This window comes from Petrocella sp., from assembly GCF_059865615.1.
The window spans coordinates 19,073-36,594 of record NZ_JCBCDA010000049.1 but is presented as its reverse complement, the minus strand read 5'-3'; the positions used below and the strand labels follow the sequence as shown (position 1 = coordinate 36,594).

The 17,522-nt window shown below is 37.1% G+C and carries 18 protein-coding genes and 1 riboswitch; of the genes, 10 read left to right on the top strand and 8 right to left on the bottom strand.

Going from position 1 to position 17,522, the window contains the following annotated elements; genetic code table 11:
- Nucleotides 1–41: 41 nt before the first annotated feature.
- The 6 genes from AC6F8J_RS05945 (at nt 42) to AC6F8J_RS05920 (ending at nt 8,184) form a co-directional block, all read left to right on the top strand.
- Complete coding sequence (locus AC6F8J_RS05945) at nt 42–1,544, top strand: ATP-binding cassette domain-containing protein (RefSeq protein ID WP_500721755.1); 1,503 nt, start codon at nt 42–44, stop codon at nt 1,542–1,544.
- A gap of 13 nt (nt 1,545–1,557) precedes the next feature.
- Nucleotides 1,558–2,547 (top strand): ABC transporter permease subunit, encoded by a 990-nt coding sequence (locus AC6F8J_RS05940; protein ID WP_500721754.1) that lies wholly within the window; start codon nt 1,558–1,560, stop codon nt 2,545–2,547.
- Nucleotides 2,548–2,615: 68 nt separating this feature from the next.
- On the top strand, nt 2,616–3,647 hold the full coding sequence (locus AC6F8J_RS05935) for a substrate-binding domain-containing protein (RefSeq protein WP_500721752.1): 1,032 nt from the start codon (nt 2,616–2,618) through the stop codon (nt 3,645–3,647).
- 89 nt (nt 3,648–3,736) lie between these two features.
- Nucleotides 3,737–5,524: an L-fucose isomerase gene (locus AC6F8J_RS05930; RefSeq protein ID WP_500721751.1), complete on the top strand. Its 1,788-nt coding sequence runs from the start codon at nt 3,737–3,739 to the stop codon at nt 5,522–5,524.
- 18 nt (nt 5,525–5,542) lie between these two features.
- Nucleotides 5,543–6,934: an FGGY family carbohydrate kinase gene (locus AC6F8J_RS05925; protein ID WP_500721749.1), complete on the top strand. Its 1,392-nt coding sequence runs from the start codon at nt 5,543–5,545 to the stop codon at nt 6,932–6,934.
- Nucleotides 6,935–7,019: 85 nt separating this feature from the next.
- Nucleotides 7,020–7,106: riboswitch (cyclic di-GMP riboswitch) on the top strand.
- Between the two features lie 106 nt (nt 7,107–7,212).
- Nucleotides 7,213–8,184 (top strand): stalk domain-containing protein, encoded by a 972-nt coding sequence (locus tag AC6F8J_RS05920; protein ID WP_500721747.1) that lies wholly within the window; start codon nt 7,213–7,215, stop codon nt 8,182–8,184.
- Between the two features lie 216 nt (nt 8,185–8,400).
- On the opposite strand, the gene AC6F8J_RS05915 is transcribed toward AC6F8J_RS05920, so the two are convergent.
- The gene (locus tag AC6F8J_RS05915; RefSeq protein WP_500721745.1) at nt 8,401–10,044 is read right to left on the bottom strand and encodes an EAL domain-containing protein; all 1,644 of its coding nucleotides are present in this window, start codon (nt 10,042–10,044) and stop codon (nt 8,401–8,403) included.
- Nucleotides 10,045–10,078: 34 nt separating this feature from the next.
- Here AC6F8J_RS05915 and AC6F8J_RS05910 point away from each other — a divergent pair, with 34 nt between their 5' ends.
- The 3 genes from AC6F8J_RS05910 (at nt 10,079) to AC6F8J_RS05900 (ending at nt 10,566) form a co-directional block, all read left to right on the top strand.
- The gene (locus AC6F8J_RS05910) at nt 10,079–10,207 is read left to right on the top strand and encodes a MerR family transcriptional regulator (RefSeq protein ID WP_500721744.1); all 129 of its coding nucleotides are present in this window, start codon (nt 10,079–10,081) and stop codon (nt 10,205–10,207) included.
- Nucleotides 10,198–10,326 (top strand): hypothetical protein, encoded by a 129-nt coding sequence (locus AC6F8J_RS05905; protein WP_500721742.1) that lies wholly within the window; start codon nt 10,198–10,200, stop codon nt 10,324–10,326. Before AC6F8J_RS05910 ends, AC6F8J_RS05905 begins: the two co-directional genes overlap by 10 nt.
- 117 nt (nt 10,327–10,443) lie before the next feature.
- Entirely contained in the window at nt 10,444–10,566 is a 123-nt protein-coding gene (locus tag AC6F8J_RS05900) for a hypothetical protein (protein ID WP_500721741.1), read from the top strand.
- On the opposite strand, the gene AC6F8J_RS05895 is transcribed toward AC6F8J_RS05900, so the two are convergent.
- The 5 genes from AC6F8J_RS05895 to AC6F8J_RS05875 form a co-directional block, all read right to left on the bottom strand.
- Nucleotides 10,541–11,887, bottom strand: a complete 1,347-nt coding sequence (locus AC6F8J_RS05895) for an MATE family efflux transporter (protein WP_500721739.1) — start codon at nt 11,885–11,887, stop codon at nt 10,541–10,543. The two genes, AC6F8J_RS05900 and AC6F8J_RS05895, sit on opposite strands and share 26 nt — an antisense overlap.
- A 22-nt stretch (nt 11,888–11,909) precedes the next feature.
- Entirely contained in the window at nt 11,910–12,347 is a 438-nt protein-coding gene (locus AC6F8J_RS05890; protein ID WP_500721738.1) for a MarR family transcriptional regulator, read from the bottom strand.
- A gap of 225 nt (nt 12,348–12,572) precedes the next feature.
- Nucleotides 12,573–12,911, bottom strand: coding sequence for a hypothetical protein (locus tag AC6F8J_RS05885; RefSeq protein WP_500721736.1), 339 nt, complete (start codon nt 12,909–12,911; stop codon nt 12,573–12,575).
- A gap of 17 nt (nt 12,912–12,928) precedes the next feature.
- The gene (locus AC6F8J_RS05880) at nt 12,929–13,684 is read right to left on the bottom strand and encodes an EFR1 family ferrodoxin (protein WP_500721735.1); all 756 of its coding nucleotides are present in this window, start codon (nt 13,682–13,684) and stop codon (nt 12,929–12,931) included.
- Nucleotides 13,684–14,130 carry a MarR family transcriptional regulator gene (locus AC6F8J_RS05875; protein ID WP_500721733.1) on the bottom strand — a complete coding sequence of 149 codons (447 nt, stop codon included), beginning with the start codon at nt 14,128–14,130 and terminating at the stop codon, nt 13,684–13,686. Before AC6F8J_RS05875 ends, AC6F8J_RS05880 begins: the two co-directional genes overlap by 1 nt.
- Before the next feature lie 151 nt (nt 14,131–14,281).
- Here AC6F8J_RS05875 and AC6F8J_RS05870 point away from each other — a divergent pair, with 151 nt between their 5' ends.
- A complete protein-coding gene (locus AC6F8J_RS05870; protein ID WP_500721732.1) occupies nt 14,282–15,256 on the top strand; it encodes an AEC family transporter in 975 nt (324 codons plus the stop codon).
- Between the two features lie 116 nt (nt 15,257–15,372).
- Here AC6F8J_RS05870 and AC6F8J_RS05865 read toward each other — a convergent pair whose 3' ends face one another.
- Nucleotides 15,373–16,812 carry an ATP-binding protein gene (locus AC6F8J_RS05865; protein ID WP_500721731.1) on the bottom strand — a complete coding sequence of 480 codons (1,440 nt, stop codon included), beginning with the start codon at nt 16,810–16,812 and terminating at the stop codon, nt 15,373–15,375.
- Entirely contained in the window at nt 16,813–17,505 is a 693-nt protein-coding gene (locus AC6F8J_RS05860; RefSeq protein ID WP_500721729.1) for a response regulator, read from the bottom strand. It lies immediately after the preceding gene.
- Nucleotides 17,506–17,522 lie beyond the last annotated feature (17 nt).

Below are 17,522 nucleotides of genomic sequence, written 5' to 3'. Positions count from 1 at the left end.
CTCGTTATAATAGGTTTAGAAAGTAAGTGGAGGTGAAGCAAATGGATGAAAACGTAATAAAGATGGTTGACATTGATAAACGATTTCCAGGTGTACATGCTTTAAAAAGTTGTTCATTCGAACTTAACAAAGGGGAAGTACATGCACTTATAGGAGAAAATGGTGCAGGAAAATCAACACTTATGAAGATACTGACCGGTGTTTATGATAAAAATGGCGGTGCCATTTATTATAAGGGGAAAGAAGTTGTAATTAATTCACCTAAAGCGGCCCAAGAACTGGGTATCAGTATTATTCATCAAGAATTAAATCTCATGCCAGATCTAACAGTGGCGGAGAATATTTTTATCGGACGCGAACCTATGAGATTCAAAGGCATATTTTGTGACAGTGCTTTGCAAAATAAGATGGCTAAAGAATTATTGGACAGCATGAATGTCAAGATTGAACCGACAGTGAAAGTTGAGCAATTAACAGTAGCACAACAGCAAATGATAGAAATCGCAAAAGCACTGTCTTTTAATTCGGAAGTTCTAATCATGGACGAACCAACTGCTGCGTTAACCGAATCAGAGATTGATGAACTTTTTAGAATTATTCAGGCGTTAAAAGCTAAAGGTGTCGGAATCGTCTATATTTCTCATCGTATGGAAGAATTGAAGAAAATCTGTGATCGTGTAACAGTAATGCGAGATGGTGAGTATGTCGGATTGAAGCATATGAATGAAGTGACGATTGATGAAATCATTAAAATGATGGTTGGACGGGAGATTTTTGAAGAAGTACATGATTTAGAACGTAATCAAGATCATGAAGTTATTCTTGAAGTCAAGCATCTAACAAGCGGTAAAAAAGTTAAAAATGTGAGCTTCCAGTTAAGAAAAGGAGAAATTCTTGGCTTTGCAGGTCTAATGGGAGCAGGTCGTACTGAAGTCGCCAGATGCCTTTTTGGAGCAGACCCAAAAGACAGTGGCGAGATTTTTATCAACGGACAGAAAGTTAATATTCGATCACCAAAGGATGCAGTTGCCAGTGGAATCGGATACTTGTCAGAAGATAGGAAACGCTATGGACTTGTTTTAGGATTAGATGTGGATACGAATATTGCCATGGCAACGATGCCAAGATTTTGCAATCGACTTGGCTTTTTGAAAGAAGACCAAGAAAAAGTGAACGCAACAAAGTACATCGATGCATTATCGATTAAGACCCCAAGTGGAAAACAGTTGGTGCAAAATCTTTCCGGCGGAAATCAGCAAAAAGTGGTTATTGGAAAATGGTTGACAAGAAACTGTGATATTTTAATTTTTGATGAGCCGACACGAGGCATTGATGTTGGTGCCAAGAGTGAAATCTATAAACTTCTAAATGAATTGGCCGATCAAGGCAAGTCAATTATTATGATTTCTTCAGAATTACCGGAAGTCCTTCGTATGAGCCATCGCATTATGGTGATGTGTGAAGGGAAGATTACGGGGGAACTATCGCGTAATATAGCAACACAAGAACGTATTATGACATATGCAACGGATCGTACTGCATAAAATGGAGGATAAAATGGAGAATATCATAGCGGATATAAACACCACAAAAAAGAATAATGTGTTTAAATCAGGAGCAGCACAAAAGCTATTAGCTCTTGGAGCATTAGTATTACTTATTTTGTTTTTTACACTGGCTTCACCGGTTTTTATGACAAGTTCAAATCTTATTAGTATCTTATTGGCCACGGCGGTTAATGGTGTCTTAGCTGTAGGTGTAACCTTTGTAATTATCACTGGCGGCATTGATCTTTCTATTGGTACAGGGATGACCTTTGCGTCGGTGATGACAGGGGTAGCCATTACTTTTCTAGGTCTACCGATTTTCGTTGGTGTTATCGTCGGCATACTTACCGGCGCTTTTATTGGCTTCATAAATGGCATCAATGTGGCTAAGCTTAAGATTCCTGCATTCATTGCAACACTTGGAATGATGATGATTACAAAAGGTTTATCCCTTGTCATCTCAGGCGCAAAACCCATTTATTTTATGGACACACCTGAGTTTGCCAATATTTCAAAAGCAACATTTTTTGGCATACCATCAGGCGTTATCATCTTCTTTCTTGCAGCACTTCTCGCACATATTTTATTAAACAAGACGATTATTGGACGGTTTAATTTTGCAATAGGCAGTAATCTACAAGCGACACGCTTATCAGGCATCAATACAGAAAGATGGCTCATTAGTATTCATAGTTTAACCGGCGCCTTTGTTGGTCTAGCAGGCGTCCTTATGGCGGCAAGGTTAAACTCGGCACAACCAGCACTTGGACAAGGTTATGAACTTGATGCTATTGCGGCTGTTGTCATTGGAGGAACGTCACTGAGTGGTGGAAAAGGGACAATATCAGGAACCGTCATTGGAGCATTTATAATGAGTGTTTTGCTAAATGGATTAAGAATCATGTCGGTGCCCCAAGAGTGGCAAACAGTGTTAACTGGCATTATTGTAATCGTTGCAGTTTTTGTTGATATATATCGACGTAACAAACAATCAATATGATTTGTGACAAGTAAAACTTGTTCAAATAAAACAATTTCAACACGAAGAATAAGAGGAGGAAAAAAGGTATGAAAAAAGTAATAAGCATGATTATGGTAATGTTGTTTGTAATAGCACTTTTTACAGGTTGTGGTAAAGAAGAGCAAGCAACAAGTGCAGGAGCTGCAAACGGTGGGAATGAAGAACAAACAGGGGGGACTACAGATGATACGACATCAGACACAGACGAACCACTTTATATTCCAATTATCTCAAAAGGTTTTCAACATCAGTTTTGGCAAGCGGTAAAAAATGGAGCAGAACAAGCAGCCTATGAATATGGGGTAACGATTACTTTTGAAGGCCCTGAAACCGAAGCGATGGTGGATAAACAAATTGAAATGGTCGAGGCAGCATTAAGCAAAAATCCGAGTGCAATATGCCTTGCAGCATTAGATTCAAAAGCGCTTATACCTTTGATCGAAAGAGCGACAGCGGCAGGTATTCCGGTTATTGGCTTTGACTCAGGCGTTGATAGTGAACTTATTGTAGCAACAGCAGCAACAGATAATTATGCAGCATCTATGTATGCAGCAGATAAAATGGCAGAATTAATCGGTGAAGAAGGCAAAGTAGGAATGATTGTTCATGATCAAACATCAAAAACGGGCGTTGATCGCCGAGATGGTTTTAAAGACCGAATCGAAGATAAGTATCCCAATATTGAAGTTGTAGATATTCAATACGGAGATGGTGATCAATTAAAATCCACAGAAATTGCAAAAGCAATGTTAACAGCACACCCTGAGCTAGATGGTTTTTTTGGATCCAATGAAGGTTCAATAATTGGAGTACTAAACGCTATTCGTGAGGTTGGATTAGAAGGCAGAATAATTGCTGTGGGTTATGACTCAGGAAAAGCACAAATGGATGCAGTACGTGAAGGCATTATAAGTGGCTCAATATCTCAAGATCCAATAGGGATTGGATATAAAGCGGTTGAAGCTGCGGTTAAAGCGGCTAGAGGAGAAACACTAGAAAAAAACATTGACACAGGTTTTGTTTGGTATGATGCAAGCAATATTAATGACGAAGATGTATTTCCAGTTCTTTATGAATAAACGCTACTAGATACAGTAAAATCAAGCACAACACCCACTTGCAAGTCAAGCGTGTGTTGTGCTTAGAGCATAAGAAGGAGGCAAATAAAATGAAAAATGAATTCAGATTAAATGTTAGCTTACCAAAAGTAGGTATTCGTCCAACCATTGATGGACGTCGCCGAGGTGTTCGAGAATCCTTAGAAGACCAAACAATAACCATGGCTAAAAATGCTGTAAAATTTATCGAAGAAAATATAAGACATGCTAGTGGTGAGCCGGTAGAATGTGTTATTGCAGATACAACCATCGGTGGTGTGGCTGAAGCAGCAGCTTGTGAAGAGAAATTCCAACGGGAAGGTGTTGGCCTTTCTATAACGATAACTCCGAGTTGGTGTTATGGCATGGAAACAATTGATATGAATGGGGTGCGTCCAAAAGCAATATGGGGGTTTAACGGAACAGAACGTCCCGGAGCGGTATATTTAGCAGCCGCAGCCGCAGGCCATGATCAATTGGGTCTACCGGTATTTACCATCTATGGTCAAGATGTTCAAGATGGAAAGGATGAAACGATTCCTGAAGATGTAAAGCGTAAAATATTGCTTTTTGTAAAATCAGGCATAGCTGTTGCAACAATGAAAGATAAAGCATATTTGTCCGTGGGTACCGTATCAATGGGTATAGCAGGATCAGTCGTGGATGTTAATTTTTTTAATGACTATTTAGGCATGCGAAATGAATACGTGGATATGTGTGAGATTACGCGACGTATACAAGAAAAAATATATGATGAAGAGGAATATATAAAAGCATTAGCTTGGGTAAAAGACAACTGTAAAGAAGGTCCTGATTATAACAAAAATCCTTGGGACCGCAAAGATCTTGATAACTATTGGGAGTATGTGGTCAAGATGACCATTATATTTAGAGACCTAATGGTTGGTAATCCGAAGCTCAAAGAGCTTGGATTCCTAGAAGAAGCGGATGGACACCATGCCATAGCCGCAGGATTTCAAGGCCAAAGACAGTGGACGGACTATTTGCCAAATGGTGATTTTTTAGAAACAATCTTAAATTCATCCTTTGATTGGAATGGTATTCGTGAAGCATTTATAGTTGCCACAGAGAATGATAGCCTAAATGGGGCACCAATGCTATTTGGTCATCTATTAACTGGGACAGCCCAAATATTCTCAGATGTAAGAACCTATTGGAGTCCAGAGGCTGTTAAACGCGTAACGGGACATGAACTTACAGGTCTTGCCAAAAATGGTATCATTCATTTAATAAATAGTGGTTCAACAACCCTTGATGGAACTGGGCAGCAAAGTGATATAGATGGACAACCAATGATGAAACCTTATTGGGAGATTCAAGAAGATGAGGTAAAACGCTGTCTTGATGCCACAAGATTCTGCCCGGCAAATAGCGAGTATTTCTGTGGTGGTGGGTTCTCAACACGTTTTGTTACAAGAGGGAATATGCCGGTGACCATGTCTAGAATTAATATTATTAAAGGCCTTGGTCCGGTTTTACAGATTGCAGAAGGCTACACGGTAGAGTTAGAGGATGAAGTGCATCAAACCTTGGACCAAAGAACAGATCCAGCTTGGCCGACAACTTGGTTTGTACCGATTTTAACAGGTGAAGGTGCATTTGAAGATGTCTATTCGGTTATGGATACATGGGGTGCTAATCATGGCGCTATTAGCTATGGACATATAGGTGATCAACTCATTACACTGGCATCTATGTTAAGAATACCGGTAAGTATGCATAATGTTGATTCTCATCGTATATTCAGACCGAAAGCATGGCGTGGATTTGGAAGCAAAGATTTAGAAGGCGCAGATTTTAGAGCATGTCAAACCTATGGAGCTCTTTATAAAAAATAAGCAAAAGGAGGTTCTTAGATGCAAGTTTTAGCCTTTGATTTAGGTGCAAGTAACGGACGTGCTATCATTGGAGAATACAACCGAGGGAAGATTGTCTTACATGAAGTCCATCGGTTCTCCAATAGCCCGGTAAAAATGAATAACCATCTCTATTGGGACTTTCCACGCTTACTTTTTGAATTAAAAACAGCATTGATAAAATCCAAAAATCTAGGTTGCAAAATTCAAAGTATTGGGATAGATTCTTGGGGTGTGGATTATGGTGTATTGGATGTAGAAGGTGAATTGATGGCAAACCCAATACATTATAGAGATGAACGATGTAACCAAGGTTTAGCCCTACTTTTAGAAAAGAAAAATGAGGCATCATTAAAAAGTGAAACGGGTATGGACTGTGTGAGCTATAATACGATTAATCAATTAATGGTAGATCGTTATATACGATGGGATCATGCGGATGTTATTCTTAATATTCCGGATCTATTCAATTACTTTTTAACAGGTAAAAAGCTATCGGAATACAGTATGGCAACGACAACACAACTTTTTGACTATAAAACCATGAATTGGAACACATCATTGATTCAAGATCTTGGATTCAAAAAATCATTATTTATGCCGATTATACAATCAGGCACAAACCTAGGATCTGTGAAGAATGAGATCATAAATGAACTAGGTATTGAGTCATTAGATGTTATCTCGGTGACAAGTCACGATACGTCACTGGCTTTACAAAGCTTACCGATGGAAGACGACTATCTGTTTATTGCTACCGGAACATGGATTATTGTCGGTGCCAAGCAAGAGCAGATGACCATGAATGAAAAGGTGATTGAATATGGCCTGGCCAATGAAGGTGGATCCTATCCGTCGGTGAATCTTCTGAAAAATCATGTCGGACTCTGGATTTTACAAGAATCCAAAAAATACTGGGAAAACAATGGTATGAATATTGACTTTGGTGAAATGGTTGAATTAGCAAAGGGCACAGTCATTAGAAGTGAAATCGATATTAATGACCCTCGGTTTTTTGAACCCGGAGATATGCCGATTAAGGTTCAAGATTATTGTAAAGAAACAAAGCAACAAGTGCCAAAGAGTATAGGCGAGATTGTACGTGTTATTGAAGAAAGTCTTGCAAAACAGATTACAAAAACACTATCTGAAATTGAAACAGCCATAGGAAAAAAATATGATCGTGTTTGTATTTTTGGTGGTGGCGTCCAAGATCAGTTACTATGTCAGTTGATCAAAAAATACAGCAAAAAACAACTTGTTTATGGCGTAAAAGAAGCGACAGCTCTAGGGAACATTACCGAACAGCTCATAGCTTTAGAAGCGTTTACTGAAGAAGACCGCATAAAAGTTTTTCAAGAATCTTTTAATGCCATCAAGATTAGGGTATGAAAACAGTGACCTGCATTCTTTGAATCATTGACAAAACGGTTCTATAAGACTATACTTTGTAGTACAAGTAATAAAGTTATCAAGTAAACGATAAAGGCAAACCCAAGGAAATTTGGGGACGCAAAGCCACGGGCCTTAAGGTGATTATGACCAAGGTAGCCGGGTTACCAAATACTGAAAATACAGGAATAATGTATTAGCTCTGTTTGGCAATCCAACCAGAGCTTTTTTTGTGCTTTGAGGATTAAAAAACAATCATTCATTAAGGAGGAACTAAGATGAAAAAATTCAACAAAGTATTAGCATTACTTATGATTTTTGTACTGACATTTGCATTTTCAGCGGTATCATTTGCAGAAGAGGTGGATCTGACATCACCAGTAAGTGAAGCTGATGAAGAAGTAACAACCGATGATGATGCAGAAGTAGAAGAAGAGGGTAATAAGGGAAAAGGTAAGAGTAAGGAAATGAAAAATGCTTGGAAGCTTGAAAAGCAACTTTTAGAACAAGAAAAGGACCAGCTAGAAGAGCTAAAAGATAGTCTAGAAGAGCAACTAGATGCTTTAGAAGAAGAACTTGAAGCTGCAGAAGAAGCGGGTGATACAGCATTAATAGAAAGCCTAAGAGCTGAACTTGAAGCATTGAAGCTTGAAAAAGACACCTACAAAACGGATTTGAAGAATAAGCTTGCGCTAATGAAGCAGATTGCAAGAAGTAAGTACACAGAAGAAGAACTAAGCCAGCTACAAGAAGTCTATAAAAGCTTTAATAATCTAAAAAATATGAGAACGATTCCAGTTGAAAATGTGTTTTTTAAAAACAGAGATGTCAAGTTTGATACTCCGCCGGTTATAAAAGAAGGTAGAACCCTTATTCCGGTTAGAGCTATTACAGAAGCAATGGGAGCGACCGTAACGTGGAACAGTGAAGAAAAACTTGTAACAATTGTTAAAGATGGTACAACAATCGTCTTTGACTTATTAAACAATATGACCTATGTCAACGATGTTGAAGCGACAATAGATGTACCTGCCGATGTCATGAACAATAGAACCATGGTGCCATTAAGATTTATTGCTGAGAACCTAGGGCTAAAGGTTACTTGGGATGAAGAAGCTCAAACCATTGAAGTAGATGAAGAGATTATAGCAGATGAAGTCGTTGAAGAAATCACAGATGAAGAAAATGAAGTTGTCGTGGATCCAACAGAAGAAGATTCAGTAGTGGTCGATAGTGAAGATACAATATAGTAGATACAATAGTAGATACTATACAGTAGCATAGGAAAAAAGGAGTTGAATCGAAACGTTCAACTCCTTTTTATTGTTCTCAAGGAAAGTCATACTTTAGTATTCAGCCAAAAAGCGTGGCAGAATACGTCAAAGACCTTTCCTGTCGAACCATTCAGAAATATGAGCAGGGATCATAACGAAGCCAAGCTTCTTTTCTTGCCAAGATTACATATTTCAATCATTCATCTCATGAATATATTTCATTAAGCCATCTTTGGGTAAAGGTTTGGAGAAATAATAACCTTGTATGATATGACAATCATGTTGTTTTAGAAATTCTAATTGTTCTAAGGTTTTAATGCCTTCTGCAACGATTTCGATATTCATGTTTTTTGCTAGATTAATGATCAGCTTTGCTATGCTACCATCATCCGTTTTAGGATAATCTTTAATAAAGTTTCGGTCAATCTTAATACGTTCAAAGGGAAATCGTTTTAAGTAGCTAAGTGAAGCATAGCCTGTGCCAAAGTCATCTATGGTAATGAGAAAGCCCATGTGTTTTAATTCAATAATCACATCAATAGCTTCATCTTCATTCGTTATGAGAAGACTTTCAGTCACTTCAAATTCAATGTTTTCATTAGGAAAGGCATAGATTTGCTTCAAACGCATAACCTGAGCGAATAAAAAATCCCATTTGAGTTGCACGGCAGAAATATTGACGGCAACAACAATAGATGTATTAGATTTGTAGAAATCTTCAGCAAGCTTAAAAGCCTCTTTAAGTACAAACTCGCCAATAGGAATGATGAGTCTAGTCTGCTCTGCAAGGGGGATGAACTGATTTGGTGAGATATAATGATCATCGTGTTTCCAACGCAATAAGGCTTCAACACCAACAACATGTTTGGTGTGTACATTAATTTGAGGTTGAAAATGCAAAAACATTTCATTTTGTTCAAGCGCAAAACGCATATGTTTTAGGAGTTCATAGTTTTCAGCAGATATAGATTCAAAGGCATCCTCGTATTTAACAATCTGATTTTTGCCGTTGTTCTTTGCATGATTCAGGGCAATACTTGCATTTTTAAGCAGTTTTTCAGCGGTGGCACCGTTTTCGGGCGAGCAAGAAAAGCCGAAACTTACAGTGATATGGTGAAGTTCATCATTAAGCAAATAGGGCTTAGTAAGGTGTCTTTTGAGAGAAGTCAAATGGTTAAGGATAATCTCATCAAGATTAAGTTGATAAAAAACACCAAATTCATCCCCTTCTGTTCTAGCAATCAGGTCATGTGGGGGTTCATATTGCAACAAACGGTCGGAAAACTGCTTGATGAGTTGATCACAAGCTTCAGTACCGATAAGCCCATTAAGAATTCTAAAGTTGTCAATATTAATTAAGAGACAGACATAGGATGATTCGCTATTGGTTTGTAAGAGAGCGTCTATTTTTTCTTGAAACAGGACCTTATTTGGTAACTGAGTGGCAAAGTCATAGAAACGAAGGTAGTTCAGGTGCTGGTCCTTAATTTTTTGCTCGGAAATATCTTTAAAAAGGCCCAGATAGTAAGTGGCCTCATCGACAATCCTGGTGATGTACAGTTGCATAGGGTAGGGCATGTCACCTAAACGTTTTTGCTCGAATTCTCCTTGCAATAGGCCTTTAGTGGATAGTATATGTTTTTGTTTGTCTGTTAGGTGTATGCCGGCTGTTAATAAATCGGAGTCAAGGTTTTGCTCTTGATAACCAGTGATGCTGTGAAAGGTTTTATTCGTATATAAAATGCGGTAGTTATCGTCTGTAATAAAGATACCATTAGGCTTATGTTTAAGAGATACTTTCTTTATAATTGTAATGTAAGTAGGGATACCATTCATCCCATGAATGAACACGATTACTATGGAGAAATATATGAGAATAGGCCGATTTGCAGTTTTAAACCATACCAGCATCGATACGATTCGGCACTATATGTCGATGAGAGTGTTAATTCCGGAAAAAAGAAAAACTCAGCAAGAGTTTGATGAAAAATGTACCTAGACATAGGACTTGCAATTGCAACCGTTCTACATGAATCTGAACAACACAAAAATACAGCCTATACCATTACAGGACCTGAAGCAATAGATTACTATCAGATTGCAGAGATTCTAAGTTAAGTAACGGGGAGAAAGATTCAATATAAGAAGCTGGGCTTTCTGCGATACCGCTATTACTATATAAAAGAAAGAGGTCTCGACCCCTCTTATGTGAATGTTACGGTTGTGCTATATTTTATGACGAGATTGGGCACAGCCAAAGTGGTTACAGATGACTTCTATAAACTTACAGGGAAGAAACCCAGAACCTTTATGGCCTTTGCAAAAGATCATATTAATGATTTTGATGCATGGGCATAAGCTTCCTCACCATATATTTGCTGATTAAAACAGAGATAACAAATGAAGCATTTAAAGCAATCCAGATGCCATTTAAACCCATAAGACCGGATAAAACGATGGCCAATGGGACATATAGAAGAAACATACGAATCAAAGAAATCATGGCAGAATGCAAAGGCTTATTGATGACATTTAGTATACTTGTATGAATTAAGAATAAGCCTTGCAAACCATAGCCAATCGGTATGATGATAAGATACATACGAACCGTCTCGATAACGACGGAATTGTCAGTAAAAATTTGAGCCAGAGGGCGACCAAAGAGTATTAATATCAGCATTACTACAAGCCCATACATTACAGAGAACCGTTCTGATTTTTTGATGACCTCCATGACACGAAGGTCTTTTTTTGCACCTATATTCTGCCCTAAGAGAGGGACAAAAACAGAAGCCAGGGCATTGATAACGAGCATCGCAAACATTTCAATACGGGTTGCGATACCAAAGCCTGCTGTCGCCTCTTTTCCGAAGGTGGTAACAAGACCGGTAATAACACCTATGGCTAGAGGCGTAATTATTCTGGTCAGCGCATTGGGTATACCAATATATATAAGATCTTTGAAGGACTTAACAATATCTGAAAAAAGTGCCTTTTGAAATGAGACAATCTCTTGTCTATAAATAAGGACATACAAAGAGACGATGAGTGTTATAGCTCTTGAAATGACCGTTGCTATGGCAGCACCTTTGATTCCAAAAGCAGGAATAGGTCCATACCCGAAAATAAAGATCGGATCAAAAAGCATATTAACCAAGGCGGCAACCGTCATAATTAAGGCAGGGGTTTTCGTATCGCCTAGAGCGCGTATAGCTGAATTACCAATCATCGGGATAATAAGGAACATGACACCGCCATACCAGATGGTCATATAGTCAACCACATATGGCATTGTTTCCTGATCGGCACCCAATAAGGTGAACAAGGGTTTAATGGTTAATAAACCGGCAATCACAAACACGAACACCAGTATCAATCCAAGGGTTAGACTATCGGTTGTATACCTTATAATCTTAGTATGTTGTTGTTCACCAACAGCTTTTGATATTAAGGCAGCAGCACCGATACCGATACCTTGTGCCAGAGCACCGATAACCATAACCACTGGGAAGGTTAGGGTCATAGCGGCCATAGGTATAAGGCCAAGCTTACTGACATAATAGGTGTCAACCATATTAAAAGCAACGATACCCAACATGCCAAAAATCATTGGAAAGGTCATTTTTATAATCAGACCGGTCACCGGATCTTGAGTGAGGTTCATTTTATTCTTTTTCATTCTAAATCCTTTCGATGGATGTCTATTTTAAGTGTTCAACTTCTTGGATTGCATTTTGGATCATGAGTTCAAACAGTTCTTTGGTTTGATGTAATTGTTTCTCATTCATGCCTTTTGTTATAATCTCAGATACTTGGTGCAAATGGGATCTAAGGGTCGGCATGAACCTAATACCTTTTTCACTTAAGTATATTTTATAGAATCTTCGGTCATTTTCATCTTTAGTACGGATGATAAGACCAAGCTTTTCTAGTTTGGACAAAGCTTTTGCTGTCGTAGCTTTATCAATATTCATATGGTCCGTTAGATCTTTTTGACTCACACCCTTGTGATTGGAGATGGCTAATAGAAATAAATATTGACCGCTACCAAAGCCATATGGCTTGAGCAAATGATTGATGATGATTTGATTGTATCTATATAACACACTTGTATATCTTCCAAAGCTAATTTCAGACATAATGATCTCCTTATCTTAATAGAATGTTATTGCAACTAATAACAGTCTAACATCTATAGGATGTTATTGCAACTATTTTTTAATACTCAACTACGCTTTGAAAAATAAAAATGCCACTGCAGTAAAATCTAGCAGTAGCACTTGTACTTGGAATCTATTTGCAGGACTTTAATCTTACATTAAACCGGAAGAACCGTCCCTGTGGTTCACCTGTGGTTCAATCCCTCACCTGATATCTTTATGAGATTGATTAAAACGACCGTTCAAATATCCGACTAAAGGTCCAAGAATCAGAGCCATTGAGAGCATGGGCAAAAAATCCTTAGCATTAATAGTATAAATGACCACGACCAATGGTAGCATGTTTAAGCTTGACAAAACCAAACCGTTGAGCAGTGAGTTTTTGATCAGGGTCACATTAGAAATGAAATAACTAGTTATGATCCAAAACATCAGAATTGAAACCATATTAAGTAGTGGAACCCTAACTATGACCAACGGAATTAAGTCAATAAGCCCTGCAATCAGACCGATGATGATAGCTGTAATTATTTTTTTTACCATTTTATTACCTCCTGATATCAAAGTGTTATTTCATGATGAACCCTATAAGGTTCGATTTTTTTACCCTTATACATTATTGCATTGACTGGACAATTGTGGATGCAACGTGTACAAAGAATGCAACGCTTGTGGTACTTTTTGTCTTTATATGATATATTTTGTTTTGGACAATCCCTCTCACATATACCACATGATATACAGATTTCATCAATCATGAAATTTTTCCCCATTGACTTAGCCATGATACTGAATAGATCTGCCAATATGTCAATCTTGAAAACAGAATCCTTCAAGATGTGTGGCGTAGTATTATGAATATTCCTAACTGAATTGATAATTTTCTGGGCGGCATCCTTAAACTGTTGTTTTTGAATGGATTCAGGCGTTGGATCATATTTTTCTATGTAGAAATTTCTTGGCATTTCATAAGTCGTTAAATCTATAATGGAATAGCCCCTATGAGCCAACTTCTTACCAATAGATTTGACCCCATGAGCATTTTTAAGTCCTGCAGAAGTTGAGTAAACTATTGCTTTTTTATTACCTATAACTTTGGGTATATTTTTTCTTACCCAATGGATAAGCTCATGTGGCATATTACCTGCATAAATAGGACCGCCAATAATGAGAACATCGTGTTCTTCAAGAGTAGATATATTTTCTATTGATGAAACAGATACAATGTTTCCCAATTTTTCTAAAGCTCGACTGTAACCATTAGCAATGCTTTTAGTGTTGCCCGTTCCACTAAAATACAAAATTGAAATTTTCATTAGATCTCCACCAAATTTCTAGAAATTCTTGACAAGACTTGAACTGTTTGCTTTAGTTCATGCTGCTCTATACCTTCCGTCATAGATTTATGAAGCGAAATAAAAGAAGTCATGATTTCACTCTTGATAATTTTTCCTTGAGTAGATAACTGATATATTTTGGGGTGCTTCACAACTTGTTCCAAATAATCTTTGTCCATTAACTTCTTAACATTTCTACTGACGTTTCCTTTATCTATGTTTAATAATTTAACAAGATCGTTTTGTGAGAAACTGCTACTGGGATATCCATAGAAAATCATCAAAATTTGCAGTTGTCCCATTCCGATTCCATAGAGTTTGAGGTCTTTTTCTGTCTTTGCTTTTATCTCTTTGTAAATTGCCACAACTAAATCTCCAACTTGTTCAGGTGAATGAGTCATATAATCGCCTCTTTCTTTCATCATGAGTTGTGCATACAACTTGCAAGTTATATTATATCACTTAAGCGTTGTGTGCACAACTATAAATTCATATTTTTCATTTTGATTCAGTAGTATTGCCTTATTACGAAGTCTGTGACATTATATAAGAAACAAAACACATAGGAGAAAAGACATGATGAAATTCATTTATTCAATAGGTCTGATATTCTGTGGCCTATTATTAGGACAAGGTATTAGAAAAAGAGTGGACACAGAATCTATAAAAGCCTCCGTACCGGTTGAACAATATATTAGATTCATTCAAAAATTCGCAATCCTGGGCATTAACCCAATTATCACCCTTGGCGCCTTTTGGGGTGTTCAGATCACCAACATTCGATTTATAGCCCTTCCCATATTAGGTGTAATTGCCATAACTATAGGTGGGATACTAGGATTTGTGGTATCCAAACAGATGAAACATGGAAGAAAGCAAACAGGTTCTATGTTTGTTTCAAGCTCCTTTACCAACCTCGGTAACTTTGGTGGACTTATTTGTTTCACTTTTTTTGGCGAACTCAGTTATGCCTTTGTTTCCATGTATAAGATGTTTGAAGAGATTTTGTATTTTATGGTAGGTTACCCCATAGCAAAGCTACATGGCGAACAGGACTTAAATATCAAAACCAAAAACCCGTTTCTTAGAATCATTACAGATCCTTTTATCTATGTGTATTTTATTAGCATTACAGTAGGCTTGCTACTAAATGTATCCGGCTATGTAAGACCCGCCATCTACCAGAATATTAATGAGATCTTAATTCCTTTATCTTCTATCTTTTTAATAACTTCTGTTGGTTTTTATATGAAAATACGCGCCATAGGCAGCTATCTAAAAGAATGCATGGCAATCGCTTCAATAAAATTCATCATCATGCCCATCGTCATCGTATCGATAGCTTATCTTATGGGACTTAGAGATATTAATGACGGCTTATTGTTTAAAGTGGTAATCGTACTATCGGCCATGCCACCGGCTTTTAATTCCCTCATCCCACCACAGATTTATGGGCTGGATGTGGATCTGGCGAATTCAAGTTGGTTATTTTCTACAGGCTTATTAATAATAGTTGTGCCGATCTTATACTATATAGTAAACATGATATAAGCATATATAAAATAAGCATATATAATATGCCTCTGTATTGCTTATATTTACTTAAGGTACGAATAAATAATCTTATAAAAGCATGGATGTAGAGATTATGGATATATAGCTAATAACTACTTTCTATTGGTATTTTGTTTCTGCGATAGAGTTCGTGGGAACGTGATGTTAAATTCAGTACCAACACCTTCTGTATTAACAAGCTCTATTTTGCCCATGTGTTTTTGGATGATGGACTGAGTTAAAGTTAATCCAATACCAATGCCATTATTTCCCGAACGTGATGGATCAGCTCTATAAAAGCGTTCGAATATAAAAGGCGCATCTTTTTCTTGTATGCCTCGACCATTGTCTTTAAACTGAATAAGATAATCACCATGATTATAGTTGTTTAATATAATACTTATTTGTGTGCCATCACCTGCATATTTGATAGAGTTCGATAAGAGGTTAATAAAAACCTGTTTTATTTTATCGGCATCACCATAGAAATGTTCATAACTTTTAGGATTGTAATGATCGCCTAGAGTAATATTCATGGTCATCTGATGTTCGATCAAATCGGTTTCAAAGTTTTGTGCAACGACTGTAATAAGCTTAAAAAAATCGAAATAATCTAAGTTCAATTCGGTATAACTGTTTTCTAATAAGGAAAGTGACTCAATTTCACTGATCAATGTCTTAATTCGAATAATTTCTTCAAAACAGCTTCCTATGCGTTCTGTATCCATCGGAAATATTCCGTCAATCATGGCTTCCATTTGACCCTGTATAGATGTAAGGGGCGTTTTTAATTCATGAGCCATGTCCTGCGTTAATTGTTTACGAAGTTTTTCTTGTTCATCGATGCGCTTTTGTAAAGTTTGGGCACTATCATATAATGCTTTTAGCTCAAGGGTTTTAATAAAGTTATTGGGTGCTTCAGAGATGGTAGTATCATGCATATTATTAAGATGATGAATGACGGTCTCAATTGGTTTTGTCACACCATTTGCTATGATTGTGCCTATTGAAATAGCAAAGAACATTGAAAAGATGCTCACATAAATAAAAACACGATTTATGGATGTAAGAAAATATAAAGCTTCATCATTAAAATAGAAAGGGCCTAAGTAGCCCACATTTAGTGTGCCAACAATAGTATCGTTGGCAATAATATCAAATGAATCCTCCGTGTAATTGCCTTCCCAGCGACTATAATAGTTAAACATATTTTTCCGTACATTAGAAATCATAGCTTCACATAGACCGGCATTGTGTTCCATGGCGGACCATAGAGGTGATAAGTCGGCATTATTAACAGTAATAATCAGACCTTTTTCAATGGCTTTAATACCGATGTGTTCAATATCCTTAATATTAAAGCCATTATTTTGGATATAGGAATAACGGATATTATTTCTAATATCCGTTACGCGTTGCTCATGTTCATCTATTATGTAATTTTCAAAATTTTTCCGCACACTAAAATTAATAAGTAGGCTAATGATGCCAATTATCATCATAGCTAACAGTACATAGGAAAGAATAAGTTTATTACGTAATTTGAGATTCATCTATTCACAACCTTCTTGGTCACAATACTGATAACCTATACCTCGTATGGTCCTTATATAGTTGCCTGTTGTATAATTGGATATTTTACTTCTGATATTTTTAATATGTGAATCAATACTTCTATTATAGCCTTCATAATATTTTGTAAAGGCTATGGATGCGAGTTCATCTCTTGTAAATACCTTAGTTGGTCTCCCAAGTAAGACTGTGAATAACTGATATTCTGTTGCGGTTAATAATAGATTTTGACCATTGAGCAACACGGTGTAATCAATATCATTAACTTTAAAAGGTCCGGTTGTTTGTGGTTCTGAGTTATTAATCAAATCGGACCTTCGAAACAATGCGTTGATGCGTGCTACAAGCTGTCTTGGGCTAAAAGGTTTGGTGATATAATCATCAGCGCCCATATTAAGACCGACAATAATACTATCTTCATCTGTCTTTGCGGTAATCATAATGATTGGAACACTAGATTTCTCTCGGATAGCTTTACAGATTTCTTCGCCGGATAAGTCAGGAAGCATCAAATCAAGGAGGATTAAGTCGATAGAACCATTGCTAAAAAGGTGGAGCGCTTTCTGACCATTTTCCGCAATGATAGGATTATATCCTGAGTTTCTGATATAAGAACTGATAAACTCTAAAATCTTAGGTTCATCTTCAACCACGAGTATATTCTTTGTATGCATAAGCCACCTCCTTAAAC